This window comes from Bacteroides sp. Marseille-P8574 (assembly GCF_902825465.1).
In the GTDB taxonomy this organism is placed as follows: Bacteria; Bacteroidota; Bacteroidia; order Bacteroidales; family Bacteroidaceae; genus Bacteroides; species Bacteroides uniformis.
Window position 1 is genome coordinate 262,080 of record NZ_CADEBE010000001.1, and the last position, 19,124, is coordinate 281,203.

16 protein-coding genes are annotated in these 19,124 nt (G+C 46.9%); all 16 read right to left on the bottom strand.

The features are described 5' to 3' along the window. Nucleotides 1–84 precede the first annotated feature (84 nt). Nucleotides 85–3,486 carry a TonB-dependent receptor gene (locus HUX74_RS01135; RefSeq protein ID WP_138345494.1) on the bottom strand — a complete coding sequence of 1,134 codons (3,402 nt, stop codon included), beginning with the start codon at nucleotides 3,484–3,486 and terminating at the stop codon, nucleotides 85–87. A gap of 108 nt (nucleotides 3,487–3,594) precedes the next feature. Continuing rightward, complete coding sequence (locus HUX74_RS01140) at nucleotides 3,595–5,871, bottom strand: PAS domain-containing sensor histidine kinase (protein ID WP_174646050.1); 2,277 nt, start codon at nucleotides 5,869–5,871, stop codon at nucleotides 3,595–3,597. Nucleotides 5,872–6,062: 191 nt separating this feature from the next. Then, nucleotides 6,063–7,382 (bottom strand): Na+/H+ antiporter NhaA, encoded by a 1,320-nt coding sequence (nhaA, locus tag HUX74_RS01145; protein ID WP_117600557.1) that lies wholly within the window; start codon nucleotides 7,380–7,382, stop codon nucleotides 6,063–6,065. A 39-nt stretch (nucleotides 7,383–7,421) separates the two neighbouring features. Next, on the bottom strand, nucleotides 7,422–9,203 hold the full coding sequence (lepA, locus tag HUX74_RS01150; protein WP_174646051.1) for a translation elongation factor 4: 1,782 nt from the start codon (nucleotides 9,201–9,203) through the stop codon (nucleotides 7,422–7,424). 124 nt (nucleotides 9,204–9,327) lie between these two features. After that, on the bottom strand, nucleotides 9,328–9,528 hold the full coding sequence (locus HUX74_RS01155) for a winged helix-turn-helix domain-containing protein (RefSeq protein WP_005828272.1): 201 nt from the start codon (nucleotides 9,526–9,528) through the stop codon (nucleotides 9,328–9,330). 150 nt (nucleotides 9,529–9,678) lie between these two features. Next, nucleotides 9,679–10,149: a C-GCAxxG-C-C family protein gene (locus HUX74_RS01160; protein WP_034532774.1), complete on the bottom strand. Its 471-nt coding sequence runs from the start codon at nucleotides 10,147–10,149 to the stop codon at nucleotides 9,679–9,681. Continuing rightward, nucleotides 10,149–10,913 (bottom strand): exodeoxyribonuclease III, encoded by a 765-nt coding sequence (locus HUX74_RS01165; RefSeq protein WP_005828268.1) that lies wholly within the window; start codon nucleotides 10,911–10,913, stop codon nucleotides 10,149–10,151. The genes HUX74_RS01160 and HUX74_RS01165 overlap by 1 nt, the downstream gene beginning before the upstream one ends. Before the next feature lie 32 nt (nucleotides 10,914–10,945). Then, a complete protein-coding gene (locus tag HUX74_RS01170) occupies nucleotides 10,946–12,211 on the bottom strand; it encodes an Nramp family divalent metal transporter (protein WP_174646052.1) in 1,266 nt (421 codons plus the stop codon). Between the two features lie 126 nt (nucleotides 12,212–12,337). Beyond that, nucleotides 12,338–12,583, bottom strand: coding sequence for a TIGR03905 family TSCPD domain-containing protein (locus tag HUX74_RS01175; protein WP_005828266.1), 246 nt, complete (start codon nucleotides 12,581–12,583; stop codon nucleotides 12,338–12,340). Further along, nucleotides 12,583–13,320 (bottom strand): YebC/PmpR family DNA-binding transcriptional regulator, encoded by a 738-nt coding sequence (locus HUX74_RS01180; protein WP_174646053.1) that lies wholly within the window; start codon nucleotides 13,318–13,320, stop codon nucleotides 12,583–12,585. Before HUX74_RS01180 ends, HUX74_RS01175 begins: the two co-directional genes overlap by 1 nt. A 45-nt stretch (nucleotides 13,321–13,365) precedes the next feature. After that, nucleotides 13,366–15,828, bottom strand: coding sequence for a phenylalanine--tRNA ligase subunit beta (pheT, locus tag HUX74_RS01185; RefSeq protein WP_174646054.1), 2,463 nt, complete (start codon nucleotides 15,826–15,828; stop codon nucleotides 13,366–13,368). Nucleotides 15,829–15,980: 152 nt separating this feature from the next. After that, nucleotides 15,981–16,076 (bottom strand): smalltalk protein, encoded by a 96-nt coding sequence (locus HUX74_RS01190; protein ID WP_005828262.1) that lies wholly within the window; start codon nucleotides 16,074–16,076, stop codon nucleotides 15,981–15,983. Between the two features lie 32 nt (nucleotides 16,077–16,108). Continuing rightward, nucleotides 16,109–16,609: an HU family DNA-binding protein gene (locus HUX74_RS01195; RefSeq protein WP_016273556.1), complete on the bottom strand. Its 501-nt coding sequence runs from the start codon at nucleotides 16,607–16,609 to the stop codon at nucleotides 16,109–16,111. Between the two features lie 206 nt (nucleotides 16,610–16,815). After that, the gene (locus HUX74_RS01200) at nucleotides 16,816–17,766 is read right to left on the bottom strand and encodes a glycosyltransferase family 4 protein (RefSeq protein WP_174646055.1); all 951 of its coding nucleotides are present in this window, start codon (nucleotides 17,764–17,766) and stop codon (nucleotides 16,816–16,818) included. A gap of 23 nt (nucleotides 17,767–17,789) precedes the next feature. Continuing rightward, a complete protein-coding gene (locus HUX74_RS01205; protein ID WP_174646056.1) occupies nucleotides 17,790–18,785 on the bottom strand; it encodes an NAD-dependent epimerase/dehydratase family protein in 996 nt (331 codons plus the stop codon). A gap of 62 nt (nucleotides 18,786–18,847) precedes the next feature. Beyond that, nucleotides 18,848–19,123: a hypothetical protein gene (locus HUX74_RS01210; RefSeq protein WP_174645966.1), complete on the bottom strand. Its 276-nt coding sequence runs from the start codon at nucleotides 19,121–19,123 to the stop codon at nucleotides 18,848–18,850. Nucleotide 19,124: the final 1 nt, after the last annotated feature.

The window sequence follows — 19,124 nt, forward strand, 5'->3', positions numbered from 1 at the left end:
AAACAGCAAGGGCTATCCCGGGATTTCCGGGACAGCCCTTGCCTTATCATATTCCGCCATTCAGCGGAGGTTGTCTGCATCCGGTTAGTTGAACACGTAACGGATGCCGACTTGCAACTTCCAGCATTCGCTGTAGTTCTGATAGGTGTCGTAAGTCTTGGTAGGATATTCACCGTTCACCTTATACATGGAGAATACCGGAGTCAGATCAGTGACGCTCTTCACCCCTTCATACTTCAGGATTCGGTTGCTGTTGGAAACGGTGTTGGTCTTGGAGATACCCCATTTGGAGTTGATAAGATTACCCACGTTCATGATGTCGAAACTCAACTGGAAGCAATGCTTGGTCTTGCCAATCTTGAATTCAAAATCCTCCAGCAGACGGAAGTCAAAGCGGTGCACCCACGGAGCACGGGCAGCATAAGCCTCGGCATACTGTCCTTTGTGATTCTTCAGGTACGAATCCTGCTCTACGAATTTCCAGAAAGCAACGCGGTCTTCCTCTGTCTTGAAGTTGATTTCACTATCGTCCTTCGGAATGTACATCAGGTCGTTGTTGATGCCGTCACCATTCATGTCATTGGTGTAGCAGAAGCTGTAACCGCCGGAAGAATAACCGGAATAGAACAGATTCAGGTGTGTGCCGCGAAGCAGGCCTTTGTGTCTGAAGGGAATGTAGTAGCCCACGGAAGCAATCACCTTGTCGGGAACCACATACTGTGAACGTTGTGCATCCACATAATTGGAACCGTCAATCGTGTTCAGTCCCTGCCAGGTAGAGATGGGGTCGCTGCCCGGAAGACCGGAAACTTCTTTGGACTCCGTGTGCGTATAGGCCAGCATCAGCATCAGGTCGTCCAACGGCTGGGCATTCACCGTGATGTTTGCCGTATAGCCGTAGCCTTTGGATGTATTGTCGAGCACCACGGCATTCTTGCCATTGTAATGCACGAAGTCGCCTGCATATTTCACATTCTTATCGGGGTTGTCATAAAGAGAATAAGAGTACACCATGCGGTTATCCGCACCATTGAAACGTTGCATACCTGTATGCAGCAGTTCCGTAGTTGTCACCTCTTTTCCATCAGCGCCCTTGACGGTGGTCAGCTTATTGTATTTCCATTCGTCGGGGTTCTTGATATTGATATTGTTGATGGTAACGGCATTCACATTCTTTGTAAACATGAACTCTCCCGTCACGGTCAAGGGGAAAGATACGGGTACCTGATAATCCACCGCAATAGACGACTTCCACACCTGTGGCATCTTGAAGTCCTTGGCCACACCCGAAATCTTACTCCCCGCCACGTGTTTCTCAATCGTGGTGGGGAGGTTGAACTTGTCGATTATCTGGTTCATGTCCGTAATCATGCCACCTGCCAACTGATCCAGACGGGAATCGTGGCCCACCACTTTTCCATTGTCATATTGGGTCTTAAAGGTAACGGAGTTCTGTACCATAGAAGCATTGGTCGGCATATTGGTGAAGAAAACCAACGGCAGACGTCCCGTAAACACACCCGTACCTCCACGTACTTTCAGCGACTTGTCCTTGAACACATCCCAAACGAAACCTACACGGGGAGAAATCTGCCATCTGGAATCCGGCCACTTGCCGGTGTCGATGTGCTGCCCGTCGAAGTCAAGCTCATAGATGGCATCGTTTCTCTGGAGGTCGTCGTTGTCGAACATCAAGTTGTCGAAACGGATACCGTAGGTCAGTTTCAGACTGTTGCCGAGATTCCATTCATCTTGGGCATAGAAGCCAAGCTGGTTGAAGGTAACCTGGGCATTGGGGTTGGCCACACCGTTGAAACCATAAGTCAAAGCGAATGATTCGGGAGCTGCGCCACTCAGGAAATCTTCCAGACTGTTGTAGCGATAGTATCCCGTACCGTTACGCATATAGGCGTTATTGGCAAACTGGTGCTCGTAGCTAAGGCCTGCCGTCAGCTTGTGGTTACCGGTGAAGAAAGTGAAGTTATCGGTAATGTTCGTAATCTTGTTCTTCACACCATTGTTGTAAGTGAACAGCTCGTAACCGGCGCTCATATACGGTTCCAGAATCTGGTTTCCATTCTCGTCCTTGCCCGCCATGATGTCAATGAAGGGGAAAGGAGAAGAATTGGTGCCGCGCATGTCCTCAATATTGGTGTAGGTAAACAGCAACTGATTGGAAATCTTATCGGTGAAACGACTATTCAAATCTGCCGCCCAAGACTGCACCTTGTTGTCCATAGAATACATGCTGTTGGCAAACGCCATAGACTGCGTACCTACGCGGTAAGTATTGTTCAAACGATATCCCGTATCGGAAGAGTTACCGTTCGGGGCATTCCAAGCCGTATTCTTCGTATTGTTGTAGCGGAGACTCAAGCGATGGCGGTCCGTAATGTTCCAGTCGATGCGGGCCAGCAGCTTGGTGTTCTCCTCGTCGGCAGGGAAATTGGTGTAGGAGCCTGCATCATAGCCGTATTTGTCCTTCAGATGGTTGTACACCTTCTCCATGTCCGACTTCAGTGTACGGGACACCATACCTTTCGCATCTTCGCCGTCCTCGCGCGCGCGATACTTTATAACCTCTCCCGGAGTCTTCTCTTTTTCGTAGTTCACAAAGAAGAACAACTTGTTCTTGATGATGGGACCACCCAGCGTAAAGCCGTAGGTGGTCTTGGACTCATCGGAACGTGCTCCCAGATCCTCGCCGTTGATGCGGTTACCACGCATGTCCTGGTTGCGGTAATAGGTATAGGCAGTACCTCTGAATGTGTTCGTACCGCTCTTGGTGATGGCATTGATGCCACCGCCGATGAAGTTCGTCTGGCGTACGTCGAACGGGGCGACAACTACCTGCACTTCTTCGATGGCATCCATCGAGATGGGATTGCCGCCGCCGGGAAGGTTGGAACTCAGTCCAAAGTTGTTGTTGAAGTTGGCACCGTCGATGGTGAAGTTCGTGGAACGTCCGTCACCTCCGGCAAAGCTCATGCCATTGGCGTAGGGAGAAAGGCGGGCGATGTCGCTGATACTACGGTTCACGGTAGGGAGCTGCGTTATCTGTGCAGAAGAGATGTTGGTAGTGGCACCTGTCTTTTCGGCGGTGAACTTGGTCTTGGCCGCCGTCACAATCACTTCGTTCAGCAGCTCAGAAGATTCGCTCATCTCTACGTTCAGGTTATACACCTCGCCCAGTTGGAGAGTGATGTCCTTATAAATAACTGTCTGATAGCCGATATAGGAAATCTCCACCCGATAGGGACCACCGGTGCGCATACCCTGGATGGAATAGCGTCCATCGACATTGGTCACAGTTCCGTAGCGCGAACCGGAAGGCTGGTGCACCGCCTGAACAGTAGCGCCGATAATGGGCTCATTACTTGCATCCGTCACCTTACCCGCCATAGAAGCTGTGGTGACCTGCGCATCTAGACCTACGGCGGCCAGTAACAGCAGCACCGTCAGTATAATTCTTACTCTCTTTAACATAATGTCTTTTAAATTAGTTTCTTAAAACGTTATATTTCTTAAAACATTGGCAAAGATACGCAAAATTATATATAAAGTTGTTACAACACGATTACATTTTTTAAGCATTTATTCAATACAAGGCAGTATCACTGTGAAACGGCTCCCACGGCCTTCCTCGGACTGGAGTTCGATGCGTCCTCCCATCTTTTCGACGATGAGCACACAGATGGACAAGCCCAACCCGACGCCTTGGGAAAACTCGCTACGCTTGTAGAAACGCTCGAAAATCATCTTCTGCTCGCTGTGCGGAATGCCTATGCCGGTATCTTCCACATAGAGATGTACCTCGCTCATACCGGACGGACAGCAATACCCGAGCCGGATGCTGCCTTTTTTCGTAAACTTGTTGGCATTGTTCAGAAAGTTGGTGAGTACCTGTGTCAGTCGCATGGGGTCTACATTCACCTGCACATCTTCGGGAGGGAAATCCTTGAGGAACTGCAACGACGGCTGGATAAGCAGGCTATGCGTCTGATAGACGTCATCGAGCAGCCGGCGCACACTCTCCCGCTGAAAGGTGAACAAGAGGTTACCCGACTCGATGCGCGACAGTTCCAGCACATCGCCCACCAGCTTCAGTAGCAGTTTGGTATTGGTATTGATGATGTCCACAAACTCCTGCCGCTCTTCGTCTGAAAACTCCGGCTCATTGGCCAGCATATCCGAGAAGCCGACAATGGCATTGAGTGGAGTGCGGATCTCGTGGCTCATGTTGTTGAGGAACGACTGTTTCAATTCGGCCTGCTCTGCCAGCTCGCGGGATTCTATCAGCTCCTGCTCGTGGTCTTTCAGTTCTTGGATATTCTGCAGCAATCCGGCTATGATGGGTGCGTGTCCGGGGGTGTGGATGGTATTGTAGCTGAACTCCCACCACTGGAACTCACCGGTGAAGTTACAGCGATACTGCCCCTTGTGGTGCGTGTGTTCATGCCTTGCCGCTATGTTCTTGCGGAAGGCGGGTAAGTCGTCGGGATGAATGTAGGGAGTGATTTCATCGAGCAGAAGACGGCCGGGGCGATGATGAATAAGCTCGCAAAACTGAGAATCGCAGGACACGGAATCTCCCTCCAGTCGCCAGGCGTAGGTAGAATTTCCTTCAATGGCCAGGCAGAGGGTCTCATGCTCGTAGAGGAGGTTTCGCAGTGCCTCACGCTTGCGCCTGCGTTCGCGCAGCAGGCTGAAGGAGAGCAAGACTATTACCGTCAGCACGAAGACTGCGCCCAAGATGGAACCGATAAGTATAGGATAGCGGTAGCGCTCCGAAAAAGGAATATACATCACAGTGTACTCCACCGGGATACTCTCGAGCGGGATACCATACTTCTGCAGCACATGCCAGTTCAGCACGTACTGCTTGGCGCATTCCGTCACCTGCTGCCGGGGCATCCGTCCTTCAAGACGTTCCTTGATACCGGTAGCCATGTATCTTATCTGGCTTTCCAGTGGAGTGAAATATCCTCCCAGCAAGTAGTCGGCAAAGCCGAAGCCCTCGTTGATGGTCTGAAACGTGGGATTGTCGAAAAGCATGCCCACACGTTTGGTGGTATAGTCTCGCTTGGTGTAGAGCAGCAACGTATTGTCGCCGCGTCCCAACCACATCAGATGGCGTATCGCTATGGAGTCGCTCGTCATGCGCACAATCTTCGTGGTGTCCAGCAACACGTCTATGTTCTGCCGTTTCAGTATAGGGCTGATAGTCTCCCTCTCGCGCACACGGTGATAGGAGGAACCGGCAAAGTAAGCACCCTCTGTAGAGGTCACGATGGCGAACCCCTGCCCACGACACTGCTCATTCAACGCATGCCATATCTTGCGGTCCAGAAACACTTGTCCGTTCATCAGGCAGATGCGCGACTTGCCCATGATACTCTCTATCATACGTATGGTACGCAAGTAATCGGGCGTGTCGGCATAGCCCGTGATGTTGGGGTATTGCAGGAGCAGGGATATGTTGGGATAGTTCACACCGCTGAACACAACGGGTATTTCATGCGCCAACGGGTGTCTGCATGCCATCAGCGCATAGGCAGCCTGGTCGTCGAGCACGGCTATCAACTCGGCTCCCCAGGCAGAGAGGTCGTCCACGAAACCAGCCATACGGAGGTTTTCTGCCTCCTCCATGTAGCGGTCGCAATCCAGATAGTATTCGCGTACATCGCAGTCCAAGCCGAGAAGACTGAACTCTCTTTGCAACAGTTCCAAAGCCTTCGCAGCAGGTGGATAGCCCGGCTCGAAAGAGTGTATCAGCGCAATACGCCGCGTCTCCGCATGGGCAGGGTGTGCACACACGAGGCAGAGAGAAAGAATCAATATGTATCCGGCAACTGCCTTTATGTGCTTCATATCCGGAAGGTCCTTTTCGACTTGTATCAGCAAAGATACGAATGTTTTTTAAGAATAACGGACTATTCCTTCTGTTTCTGTAACAAAGAATACGTTTTCTTAAATCATTGACACATGCCAACTTATCTTTCAAAGGATTTACTGAATATCCCTGGAGAACCGATTCTTCGTCCAGTATCCAAAGTAGAGATCTATTTGTTATTAACCTTCGGCAACACCGCATTCAGTACCATATATCCCAACATACCGGCAACAATCGTTCCCAGCAATACACCAAACTTCGCCTGGTTCAGCAGATCCGGATATTCTCCTGCAAAAGAAAGGTTGGCAATAAATAAAGATACCGTAAAACCAATCCCCCCCAACAAGGATACTCCGGCAACACTTCTCCAATTCATTCCCGGAGGCATCGAGGACAAACCACTCTTGACCGCCAGCCAGGTAAACAGAAAAATACCGATAAACTTACCAAGAAGCAATCCTGCAGCCACCGCTATACTAACAGCTCCAACAACGCCACCGCCTCCACTGAACACCACACCAGCATTGGCAAAAGCAAAAAGCGGCAGTATCACAAAGTTTACCGTACCATGCAAATTGTCTTCCAAGGATTGCAAAGGACTAATCACATAATCAGAAGCGCGTTCTACTTGTTTTAGAGTGGCAATCTGCTCATTGGTCAATATAATATTATCCGATTTGGAAACCGGAAAATCACCGATGATATCGCGGATACGCTTAATGTATTTCCCGGCATCCAAACGGGGACGAGCCGGTATCACAAAAGCCAGTATCACTCCGGAAATAGTGCTATGAATGCCCGACTGAAGGAACAAATACCAAATAATCAGCCCGATAAGTAGGAAAAATATCTTCTGTGTCATACCGAATTTCCCCATATAGTAAAGGAAGAAATAAAGGACAGCGGCTACAATTAGGTATCCGTAAGCCACTTCGGAGCTATAGAAAATAGCAATAACCAAAATACCGCCAATATCATCAACTACTGCAAATGCCGTCAGAAAAATTTTCAGACTCAGAGGCACCCGCTTACCCAGCAGACTGAGTACCCCCAATGAAAAAGCAATATCCGTAGCCATCGGTATAGCCATGCCGCGCGTTTCCGGAGTGCCCTGAACGACCAGAAGTGAATAGACAATGACCGGCACCAGCATACCGCCACACGCCGCTACAAAAGGTAAAGAGGCTTTACGAAAGGAAGAAAGTTCACCCACCAGCAGTTCCCGCTTTATCTCCAACCCCACAGCCAGAAAGAAAACAGTCATCAGGCAGTCGTTTATAAACTCAATCATTTTCAACGGATGACCGCCATGGGAGAACAAGTTGAAGTCTCCGATACGCAGATGCAGTTCCTGCAAAAGAAAGCCCTGATACAGCGGAGCCATCGGCGAATTAGCAATAACAGCCGCCAAAATAGCCATCAAAAACAGCAAGATGCTCGCCGCTATATTCAGCGACGAGAAGTTTTTCACAGTACGCAAAATAATCATAAAGAAGTATATTTGATTTAAGATTTCATCCTTTCGACATCAATCCAGCTTCAAGACTGCAAGGAACGCTTTCTGAGGTACTTCCACATTACCAATCTGTTTCATACGCTTCTTACCTCTCTTCTGTTTCTCAAGCAATTTTCGTTTACGGCTCACGTCACCTCCATAACATTTGGCCGTTACGTCCTTACGCACAGCCTTAATCGTTTCCCGGGAAATAATCTTGGCACCGATAGCAGCCTGAATGGCGATATCGAACTGCTGTCTCGGAATCAGGTCTTTCAACTTTTCGCACATCCGGCGTCCCAATTCGTAGGCATTGTCAAAGTGTGTCAAGGTAGAAAGAGCATCCACCGGCTCACCGTTCAGCAAAATATCCAGCTTCACCAGTTTGGAAGGACGAAAACCGTTGGGATGATAGTCAAAAGAGGCATATCCCTTAGAGATACTCTTCAATTTATCATAGAAATCGATAACTATTTCGCCAAGAGGCATGTCATAGTATATTTCTACACGGTTACCTGAAATATATTCCTGCTTCACCAGCTCGCCACGCTTGCCCAGACAAAGAGTCATGATAGGGCCGATGTAATCAGTGGCGGTAATCACCGAGGCACGGATATAGGGCTCCTCAATACGGTCTATCATGGTAGGGTCGGGCATGCTGCCGGGGTTATGCACTTCAGTCATATTTCCCTGCTTGTCATAGATATTGTAGGAAACGTTGGGCACGGTGGTGATAACGTTCATGTCAAATTCACGGTCAAGGCGTTCCTGCACAATCTCCATATGGAGCAGCCCAAGGAAACCGCAACGGAAACCAAAGCCCAAAGCTAATGAAGACTCAGGCTGGAAAGTCAGCGAAGCATCATTCAACTGCAACTTCTCCAAAGAAGAACGCAAGTCCTCGAAATCTTCTGCCTCGATGGGGTACACACCGGCAAAAACCATCGGCTTCACCTCCTCAAAACCGGCGATGGCCTCTTCGCAAGGACGGGCAATATGCGTAATCGTATCGCCTACTTTCACTTCCTTAGAGGTTTTGATACCCGAGATGATATAGCCCACATCCCCCGTACACAACTCCGGACGTGGCATCATTTCCATTTTGAGCACTCCGATTTCATCCGCATCATATTCCTTGCCTGTATTGAAGAATTTCACTTTATCCCCTTTACGAATCACACCGTTCACTATCTTGAAATATGCAATGATACCACGGAAAGAATTGAAGACAGAATCGAAAATCAACGCCTGCAACGGAGCTTCCTCGTCACCCTCCGGATGAGGGATACGCTCAATGACCGCAGCCAGAATCTCTTCCACTCCCATGCCTGTTTTGCCGGAAGCACGGATAATCTCATCACGCTTGCAGCCCAACAGTTCGACGATCTCATCCTCCACTTCCTCGGGCATGGCGCTTGCCATGTCACATTTGTTGATGACGGGAATAATCTCCAAATCATGCTCAATCGCCATATAGAGGTTTGAAATGGTCTGCGCCTGCACTCCTTGCGAAGCATCTACAATAAGCAAGGCTCCTTCACAAGCGGCGATGGAACGTGACACCTCGTACGAGAAGTCAACGTGTCCCGGAGTGTCTATCAAGTTCAGAATATACTTTTCGCCTTTATATGTATACTCCATTTGTATGGCATGGCTCTTGATGGTGATACCTCTTTCCTTCTCAAGGTCCATGTCATCCAGCATCTGTCCGTTAGTTACTTGTATAGTATTGGTAAATTCCAGCAGACGGTCTGCCAAAGTTGATTTACCGTGGTCGATATGGGCAATAATGCAAAAATTTCGTATATTCTTCATTGTCAATAACTATCTATTAATTGGGTGCGCAAAGATAGTGAAAACAGAGCAAATAAAAAAAATGCGTTGATAACATATTCATGTACCAACGCATCTTTTTATAACATTCCAATCAATTCCTTGCTTAGTTCAGCTTTACAAACAATTCGCCTTCCACTTCAGAAGTAGAGACCTTGTCTTCTCTTAACAACCAGCCCAATCCCAGGAAGAAGTCCTTGTCGATCAGTTTAGTTGCTTTCTTGATTTGCTTGTGAGTCAAGCCATCTGTGCCATTCAGTGCAGTCCAAATCTGTCCTGCAACATTACCAGCTTTTTCTTTTAACATTTCTATTTGCTTTTAGTTAAACGTTATCCTCATCTCCAAAGATAGAGATGTCGGTGTTTTTATATCGCTGCAAAGATAGGTATATTTATGTTATACAACACGTTATTAGGCACTTTTTTTCTTACTAAGGGGTAAAAAAGTTCTTTTTTCTTACTTTGAGGACGTTTTTTCCAGGTATTCGGTCCAAATTTGGGCAGCTACCTCTACCATCCTGGCACACGGGCGTTTAGCATAATACTGCTCGGTACGGGCTTCCGGAACGGACGAACCTTCCGGTTTTCTCAACCCCAACAATTCAGCACATATCAAAGAGCCATTTCGTTTCTTGAATTCAGCAGCCAGCTCCTGCACCAACGCATAGTTTGCCGCCTTACCTTCACGGTCCTTGCCTTCCACAGCTCCTTTTTCCAATCCGGCCAATAGGAACATGCCGCATGCAGCACCGCATGTCTGCCTCATACGACCTATGCCACCACCAAAAGAGGCGGACATCCGGAAAGCCTGCTCTTCTGTAAAACCATACATATCTGCAAAAGCTCCCACTACCGATTGCGAACAGTTATAGCCACTCTTGAAAAGCTCCACAGCTTTTTCGATTCTGTCTTTTGTTTCCATCATCATTATTCTGTAATTTCCAACAACATCGGACAATGGTCCGAATGAACAACGTCACCCAATATTCTCGCCTCCTTCAACATCGGGCGCACCGGTTCACTCACCATGCAATAATCAATGCGCCACCCTTTGTTCTTGGCACGTGAATTAAAGCGATAGCTCCACCACGTATATTCCTGCTTGTCGGGATGAAGCCAACGGAAGGAATCTATGAATCCCGCATTGAGAAAGCGCGTCATCCACTCCCGCTCTTCAGGCAGGAAGCCACTGTTGGTGGCATTCCTGATAGGGTCGTGAATGTCTATTGCCTCATGGCAGATATTATAATCGCCGCAAAGAATGAGTTTAGGACGCGTACGTTCCAGCTCCAATACATATTCCTGGAATTTCTCCAACCAGACCATCTTAAAGGCCTGGCGTTCATCACCGCTGGTACCGGAAGGATGATAAACACTCACAACGGACACATCGCCGAAGTCGGCACGGATAAAGCGCCCTTCGTTATCGTATTCTTCAATACCCATACCATATTCCACATGGTCCGGTTCTTGCTTGCTCAGAATAGCGACTCCGCTATACCCCTTCTTCTGTGCAGAATATAGGTAATGCTTATACCCCAAAGCATCCAGCGCCTCTGCCGGATACTGTTCCGGTTGCAGCTTTGTTTCCTGCAAACAAAGCACATCCGGCTGCTCTTGTGCCAGCCACTCGGGAAAACCTTTTGTCACGGCAGCCCTCAGCCCATTTACGTTATATGTAATAATCTTCATACTACTTATTTGATTTCTTAAAAATGAATTATTCAAGATGTCAACTCGGATACCAGCAGCATGATATTCAGCACAGTGACCACCACAGCAATGGCATAAAGTACAAATGTACTCCATTTGCTGTTTACATACTGCCCCATCACTTTGCGCGAAGAAGTCAATCCTACTTGCAGGAAAACCGTGAACGGCAGCTGGATGCTCAGTATCATCTGTGAAATCAGCAGTCCTTTGAACGGGTCTCCGATAAAGAAAATCAGCAGCAGTGCAATGCCCAGCGACAGAATCACACCCACCTGCGAGTGACTATCTTTGATATGATAGGATTCTCCGAAAATACCGGCAAAGATAGAACCTGCCGCCATACCGCTGGTTATCGTAGAAGATATACCCGCCATCAGTAATGCCAATGCAAAAACCACGGCAGCACTGCTCCCCAGCAACGGCTCCAGCAAGGATTTGGCCTGCTGCAACTCTTCCACCTGAATACCGCTTTTAAAGAAAGTTGCCGCTGCCAGCAGTATCATGGCACTGTTGATGGCCCATCCCACAATCATAGAGAACAGCGTGTCGAACAATTCATATTTCAACACCTTACGGATGGACGCATCATCTTTCTTATTATATTCATGGCTCTGTATCACTTCCGAATGCAGAAACAGATTATGCGGCATCACCACCGCACCGAGTACACTCATGATAATCAGCATACTCCCATGCGGGAACGAAGGTATCACCCACCCTTGTGCAGCCAGCGGCCAATCTATCTTCACCAGAAACAGCTCATAGATAAAGGAGAGCCCGATGACCGAAACAAAAGCAATGATGGAACGTTCTATCTTCTTGTAGGAATTAGTGAAAAGCATGACGACTACAAATACGGCAGTCAAGATAGAGCCCCATATGATGGGAATGTCAAACAGCATCTGCAAAGCGATGGCACCTCCCAATATCTCTGCCAGCGAAGTCGAGATGGAAGCCAGCACTGCTGTACCCAATATGGGACGCGACACCCAGGAAGGAGTATATTTGGTAGCGGCTTCGGACAAGCACAAGCCGGTTACAATGCCAAGATGCGCCACATTATGCTGCAATACAATCAGCATGATAGTGGATAAAGTCACGACCCACAGCAATGAATAGCCAAATTCAGACCCTGCCGCAAAATTAGATGCCCAATTCCCCGGGTCAATAAAGCCCACAGTCACCAGCAGTCCGGGACCTATATATTTAAAAACGTCCAGACCGCCCAGATAGCGTTTGTGGTCTCTCCGTTTCAAGTCTTTAAAAATATTCTTCATTGTGTCTGTTCAATTAAGAGCGTAAAAATACTCAAATAATAACAAATACCTCCATGTTAGGTTCAAAAAAAGCCCCTGGCATCTTTCAATGTCAGGGGCTCTCATCCATTCTTTCAGGCAGGAGGCTCAATACCCCATCTCGTGCAATGCCTTGCACAATTGGTCGGGGCAGGAAGTGGAACGTCTTCCGCAGCGAATTCCTTCCAAACGAGCAATCACCGCATCTACCGGCATGCCTTTCACCAAACGTGAAAGTCCTTGCAGGTTTCCATTACATCCACCCCAAAATGCCACTTCTTTCACAATACCATCTTCCACATCCAGTTCGATGTTACTGCTACACGTACCTTGCGTCTTGTATGTATATGTCATTATTCTCCGCCTTCTTCCGGTTTCATGTTAGTATAAACCGTCTGTACATCATCAAACTCTTCGAGACGCTCTATCATCTTGTCGATGGTTTCGCGTTGCTCGGGAGTCACATCCTTCATATCGTTCGGGATATAGGTAAACTCACCGCCGACATCTTCAAAACCGCACTCTTCCAAATGTTTCTGGATAGCTGCATAGCTTTTCGGATCACCATAAATAGTGATAGTACCTTCTTCTTCATCCTCTTCGTAGTCTTCCTCTACGTCATAGTCTATCAAGTCAAGAATGAGTTCCTCCATATCGATACCGTCTTTCTTCTTGAAAGTGAACACGCACTTGTGATCAAACAAGAAAGCCAGTGAACCCATTGTTCCCAAGTTACCGCCGAACTTGTTGAACACGGAACGCACATCGGCTACTGTACGGGTAGTATTATCAGTCAGCGTATCCACAAAAACAGCTACACCGTGAGGACCGTATCCTTCATAAGTCATCCCCTTATAGTCGCTCTGGTCCTTACCCATCGCATTCTTGATAGCACGTTCAATATTATCCTTCGGCATGTTTTCACGCTTACAAGTAGCGATTACCGAACGCAGTGTCGGGTTGTTTTCCGGCTCCGGACCACCGACCTTCACCGCAATAGCAATTTGTTTACCCAGTCTTGTAAAGGTCTTTGCCATGTGACCCCATCTTTTCAATTTGGCAGCTTTTCTATATTCAAACGCTCTTCCCATTGGAACTGTATTTTAAATTATGAATTATAAATTCTGAATAATGAATCAACGCAGTTTGGCATTCAACTTGTCCTCCAGGTTCTTCACTAGTTTGGACATAATCTTGTCAATCTGCTTATCGTTCAACGTGGCATTCTCATCCTGCAGCAGGAAGCTCACCGCGTAACTCTTCTTACCGGCTTCCAGATTCTTACCCTCGTAAACGTCGAAGAGAGAAACCTCCTTCAGCAGCTTTTTCTCCGTCTCGTAGGCAATCTTCTCGATTTCCGCAAATTGCACTTTCTTGTCGAGCAGTAACGCCAAGTCACGTTTCACGGCAGGGAACTTGGAGATTTCCGTATAGCTCACCTTCACATTGCGGATGGCCTTCAGCAATTCTTTCCAGTTGAAATCGGCATAGTAAACCTCGTTGTCAATATCGAATGCCTTCAGCAGCTTCTTTGTTACAATACCGAAAGTAGCCAACCGCTTTCCCCCCCTTGTCTGTACGGATAAACCGGCAGCATAGATGTCATCAGTCAGATTGCCGACAACCAAATCATGCATGTGCAGCCCCAATCTGGCAAAGACATTCTCAACGTATGCCTTCAGCTCATATACCGAGCTGTTCTCATCCGGATGAGCCCATGAGTTGGTCACCCTCTTGCCAGTCACCCACAAACCAAGATGATAGTCTTCGGAATAAGCGGCAAGCACTTTCTCCGGATTCTTCTTTTCCTCGTTGAAGTGATAACAATTACCGAATTCAAAGAATTTCAGGTCTGCATTCTTACGGTTGGCGTTGTGCGAGATGCTTTCCAATCCACCGAAAAGCAGTGTCTGACGCATGGCATTCAAGTCTGCACTCAACGGATTCAGCAACATTACCAGATTCTTTGACGGATAAGACTCCAGGTTGTCATAGTAAGCGGCACGGGTCAACGAGTTGTTCAGAATCTCATTAAAACCACAGCCCACCAGCTGCTCGGCAACCAGGTTCTGCAGTTTGTTGGATTTATCATATTCACCCTTGGTAGTCAGACAAGACTTCAAGGTAGTCGGAATCTCCACATTATTATATCCGTAGATACGCAGGATATCCTCTATTACATCGCAATCGCGCTGCACGTCCACACGGTAAGGAGGAACATCCAGTGTAAGCCCTTCGGCTGTCTCGTCTACAATCTTCATTTCCAGACTTGTCACGATGCTCTTGATGGTATCCACCGGAATAACTTTACCAATCAGTGAGTTCACTTTCTCATAGGCAAGTTCCACACGGAAATCCTTGGCAGGAGCGGCGCACACATCTTTTATTTCAGAAGAAATGGTACCTCCGGCAAGTTCCTTTACCATCAAAGCAGCCAGCTTCAGGCAGTAAATAGTGGCATTCGGGTCAATACCTCTTTCAAAACGGAAAGAAGCATCTGTGTTCAATCCATGACGACGGGCTGTCTTGCGTACCCATGTCGGATGGAAGTAGGCACTTTCAAGGAACACATCCTTGGTGGTTTCCGTAGAACCGGAATCCAGACCGCCGAACACACCGGCAATACACATCGCCTCTTCCTTGTTGCAAATCATCAGATCGCGTTCGTTCAATTTACGTTCCACGCCATCAAGAGTTACAAACGGAGTACCTTCCGGCATGGTCTTTACAATCACCTCACCGCCTTTAATCTTATCTGCATCGAAGCAGTGCAGCGGCTGGCCGAAAGCATGGACGATATAGTTGGTAATATCCACCACATTATTGATAGGACGCAGACCGATAATACGCAACTTGTTCTGCAACCATTCGGGGCTTTCTTTCACTGTAACCCCTTTCACCGTAACGCCGGCATATCGGGGACATGCCTCGCTGTTCTCTACAGTTACTTTAATATCCAAGTCGTGATTTTCTACCGCAAAAGCGTCTACCGAAGGTTTCTTTAAAGTAGCCGGCTTACCGTTCTGTATCAAGTAGGCATACAAGTCGCGTGCCACCCCATAATGTGAGCAAGCATCGGCACGGTTGGGAGTGATGTCCACTTCCAGCACGTAATCGCTCTTGATGTTATAGTAGTCCTTGGCAAGCGTACCCGGAACAGCAGTCTCCGGCAGTACGATGATACCTGCGTGGTCTGTACCGATACCGATTTCATCCTCAGCACAAATCATGCCGACAGATTCCACGCCACGAAGTTTTGATTTCTTGATGGTAAAGCATTCGTCACCGTCATACAGTTTTGTACCCAACGTGGCTACTACCACTTTCTGTCCGGCAGCTACATTCGGAGCGCCGCATACAATCTGCACGGGTTCACCTTGTCCCAGGTTCACCGTAGTGACGTGCATATGGTCTGAGTTAGGATGAGCTTCGCATGTCAACACTTCGCCGATGACCAGTCCTTCCAGTCCGCCTTTAATGGTTTGCACCTCTTCCACACTTCCCGTTTCCAGTCCGATGGAGGTCAGTGCCGCAGCAACTTCATCCGGTGTCAAATCGAAATCGACATACTCTTTCAACCAATTATAAGAGATATTCATATCATTATATTTTTATTGTTTCCAAAAGTGACTTGCAAAGGTAATAAGATTTTTTGGTTGGCAGGGAATTATAAATGAAGAAAATAACAAAAAGGCGATGAAGTGCTTTTCCTTCACCGCCTTTCTCCTAATATTCTATATAAATCTACAATTTATACATTCATTGCATTGGCGCCTAAAGCTCCCAATATGGCGGAAGCAACAGCTATCACTACCTTCAAAATCTTGTCCCAAACGTTCTTTTTCATAGTCTTAATCTTTCAAAATTAGTAAATCCATCTTATCCTAATGGGTTCTCTCCCTGGTCACCGTCGGAACCGCCACCGGAATTACCACCATCACCAGCATCATCCTTACCATCAGTAACCACTCCCGTCCATTTCTCAAACTCCACACCCTGGAGCAGGGCACGCGTAGTGCCTATGGCAGCCGGGCGCGTGTATTCCGGAGTAAACTGGCAGCGCAAAGCAGTCACCTGATTGGGATTCACGTCTTCAGATTTGGCCACTCCCTTACCTCGCGTACGGGCCTTCATGGTGAATGTGCCTAAGCCATCCAGACGCACCGTACGGCTGTTCAGCAACTGGCTCCTCATTACCGTCATCAGGTTACGGATTACATTATGTACGTCACCCGGAGTCAATGAAGACTTCTCGGCAATCACCTCAGCCAGCTGTTGCGCATCCACGGCCCTTCCCACTTTCTTCAAACTCAGATGCCAAAGTTTGGCACCTTCTTTCGTCGCCAGAGACGACTGTCTTGCATAATAAAATAAAGGCATACTATCTTTCTCCTTTTTACATTTTTAATTCAACATGGTTTTTAATCTCGTTTTGTTGATCAACAATGCAAAGGTGAGGATATATTTGCCTGCAAACAAAGAAAACAGCCTCGCTGAAGCTGTTTTCTGAGATAAGTTTATAAAGTATTGATTTACAAGTCGACAGATTAGGCAAGCCAACTTAATCAAGAAAAGGAAAGCTTATTTCAAATTGATTGATGTAATCCAAAATACCTCTTCATGAAACAGACATAAATAAGACTTAACAAGAGGATGGTACATAGCAGATACCAGTAGCCTGAATCCAAACACATTATATATCCTATGATGATGATTGCCTGTACTGCCATGTAAATAGAAGAAACCATTACATGAGGAATCTTCAGCTCATTCGCCATAATCTGATACAGATGTTTACGATGCGGTAGTCCGATATCCTCATGAAGCATCAGGCGGTGAATGATAGTCAGCACACTATCCACACCATAAACGGATAAAAGGACTATCCAACTGAAATCTTCTGTTTCAATGATGAGACTGCCTATCAAGAAAAGAAGGATGAAGGCAATGCTCACCGAACCCACATCACCCGCAAAGCATTTGGCTTTCTTGCGGAAATTGAAGAAACAGAAGACAAGAACAGAACAGATAACGGTATAGATGAAATCCGCTTCCACAAAAGTAACCACCTCCTTATTGACATAAGCCAACGCAGCAAGAATAACCAGAGAATAACCGCCGGTTATGCCGTTAATGCCATCCATAAAGTTGTAGGCATTGATGATGCCCGTACAGACTATCAAGGCTATGACTATCCACCACCAGGACAAAGAGAACAGCCCCCACTGATAAAACATCATAGCCATAGCAGAGAAATGAAAAAGCAGTCTTGTCATCTGTCCGGTGGATTTTATATCGTCCACGAAGCTGATGAACGTCACCAGTGTCAAGGCAAGCAGGAACCAGGGATATTCAAAGCCACTCGTCAGGAAATAGGCAAACGCCCCGAAATAGAAAATAATCCCACCACCGCGTAAAGTCACTTTCGTATGGGAACTCCGCTCATTGGGCTTGTCGATGATATTGCACCTATCAGCCACTCTAAAATAAAAAAGTTCTGCCAAAAACAGCAGAACCAATATAATCAGATAATACATAACAGTATTTTCCTCTTTAATTTTTAATTGTTTACTTTTATATTTGAGAACGATTTTATCGTTCTCACTATCCCCTCCTCTGCCCTCACCGGCATTCTGTCAATACCCAGGGCAGCCTTTATCTTCGCATTACTCACCACATAATTCTCAGTCAACTTGTGCAGACGCTCTTCATTTAAAGGCAAATGGAGCAGAGTCCCAAGCCGGGCACAGAATTCCATCAGTCCTCTGTTTATCTTCCAGATATGCGGCTTGCGCTCCAAAGCCCGACACATCAAAGCTATCAGCTTATTCGTGGACAAGGCTTCGTCATCTCCCATGTGGTAGATACCACTCGCTACCTCCTTGGTCAAAAGACCTTCCACCACATAGCAGAGATTGTCTATCGAAGTAAAAGACCTTCTGTTCTCAAAAGCCCCCAAAGGCCAGGGAACACCTTTCCTCACCACATTATAAAGAAGATTCAGATTGCCTTTGTTACCGGGACCATGAATCATGCAGGGACGCAGGATATAAACCTGCTTGTCATCATAAGGATTAGCTTTCAATTTCCCATTCTCAACCTTCAACTTGTCAAGGATGTAATTCTCGGCAGCTATCTTACTTTCCCCATAAGGCCCTACCGGAGCAGGCACCACATCTTCAGTCAGCATATCACCCACCACACTGTCTGCAGCGGCTTTCACAGAACTGAAGAATACGAACTTCTTCGCAGACGATTCCAGAAAGAAATCAAATATCTTTTGGGTCAATCCCGTATTGATATCAAAATAGGCTTGGGCAGCAGACTGGTTCTTCGTATCATGGGCTTTACCAGCCAGATGAATAATGGCATCGAATTCAGGAAGATTCCGCATCGGAAAAGAAGCCGGTTCAATATCTTTCCAGAAAAAAGTCTTTATCACCCCCGCCTTTTCAGGAGCGACAATATCCAGTCCGTAAAGGCTATGATGTTCCTTTAAAGCAACAACAAGATTGGAACCCACAAAGCCGTGGATTCCCGTGATAAGTATGTTCATTGAAATATGCTAAAATTATACTGACTAGAAACGTATGTATTTGATAAACTCAAATACAACTTTCATTCAAACAAAGCTTTTATACGAAAGCAAAGCCTATCCAATAATTCTTCACCGGAAATGCCACGCCTAATATCATCACGTCCTTCCGTAATGATATCAGGATTATTCTTATTACCCACATTTACAACTACCGGTTCAGCAACATTCGGCACCATCTGTTCTTGTTCTTTATATGGTTTGTTCACGGATTCAATCACTCTTAGGTTATGAAAAGATATGTAAGCCAACAATGTACGTAAAGGCTGAAAATAAAAAAAATACTTTTTTACCGACATA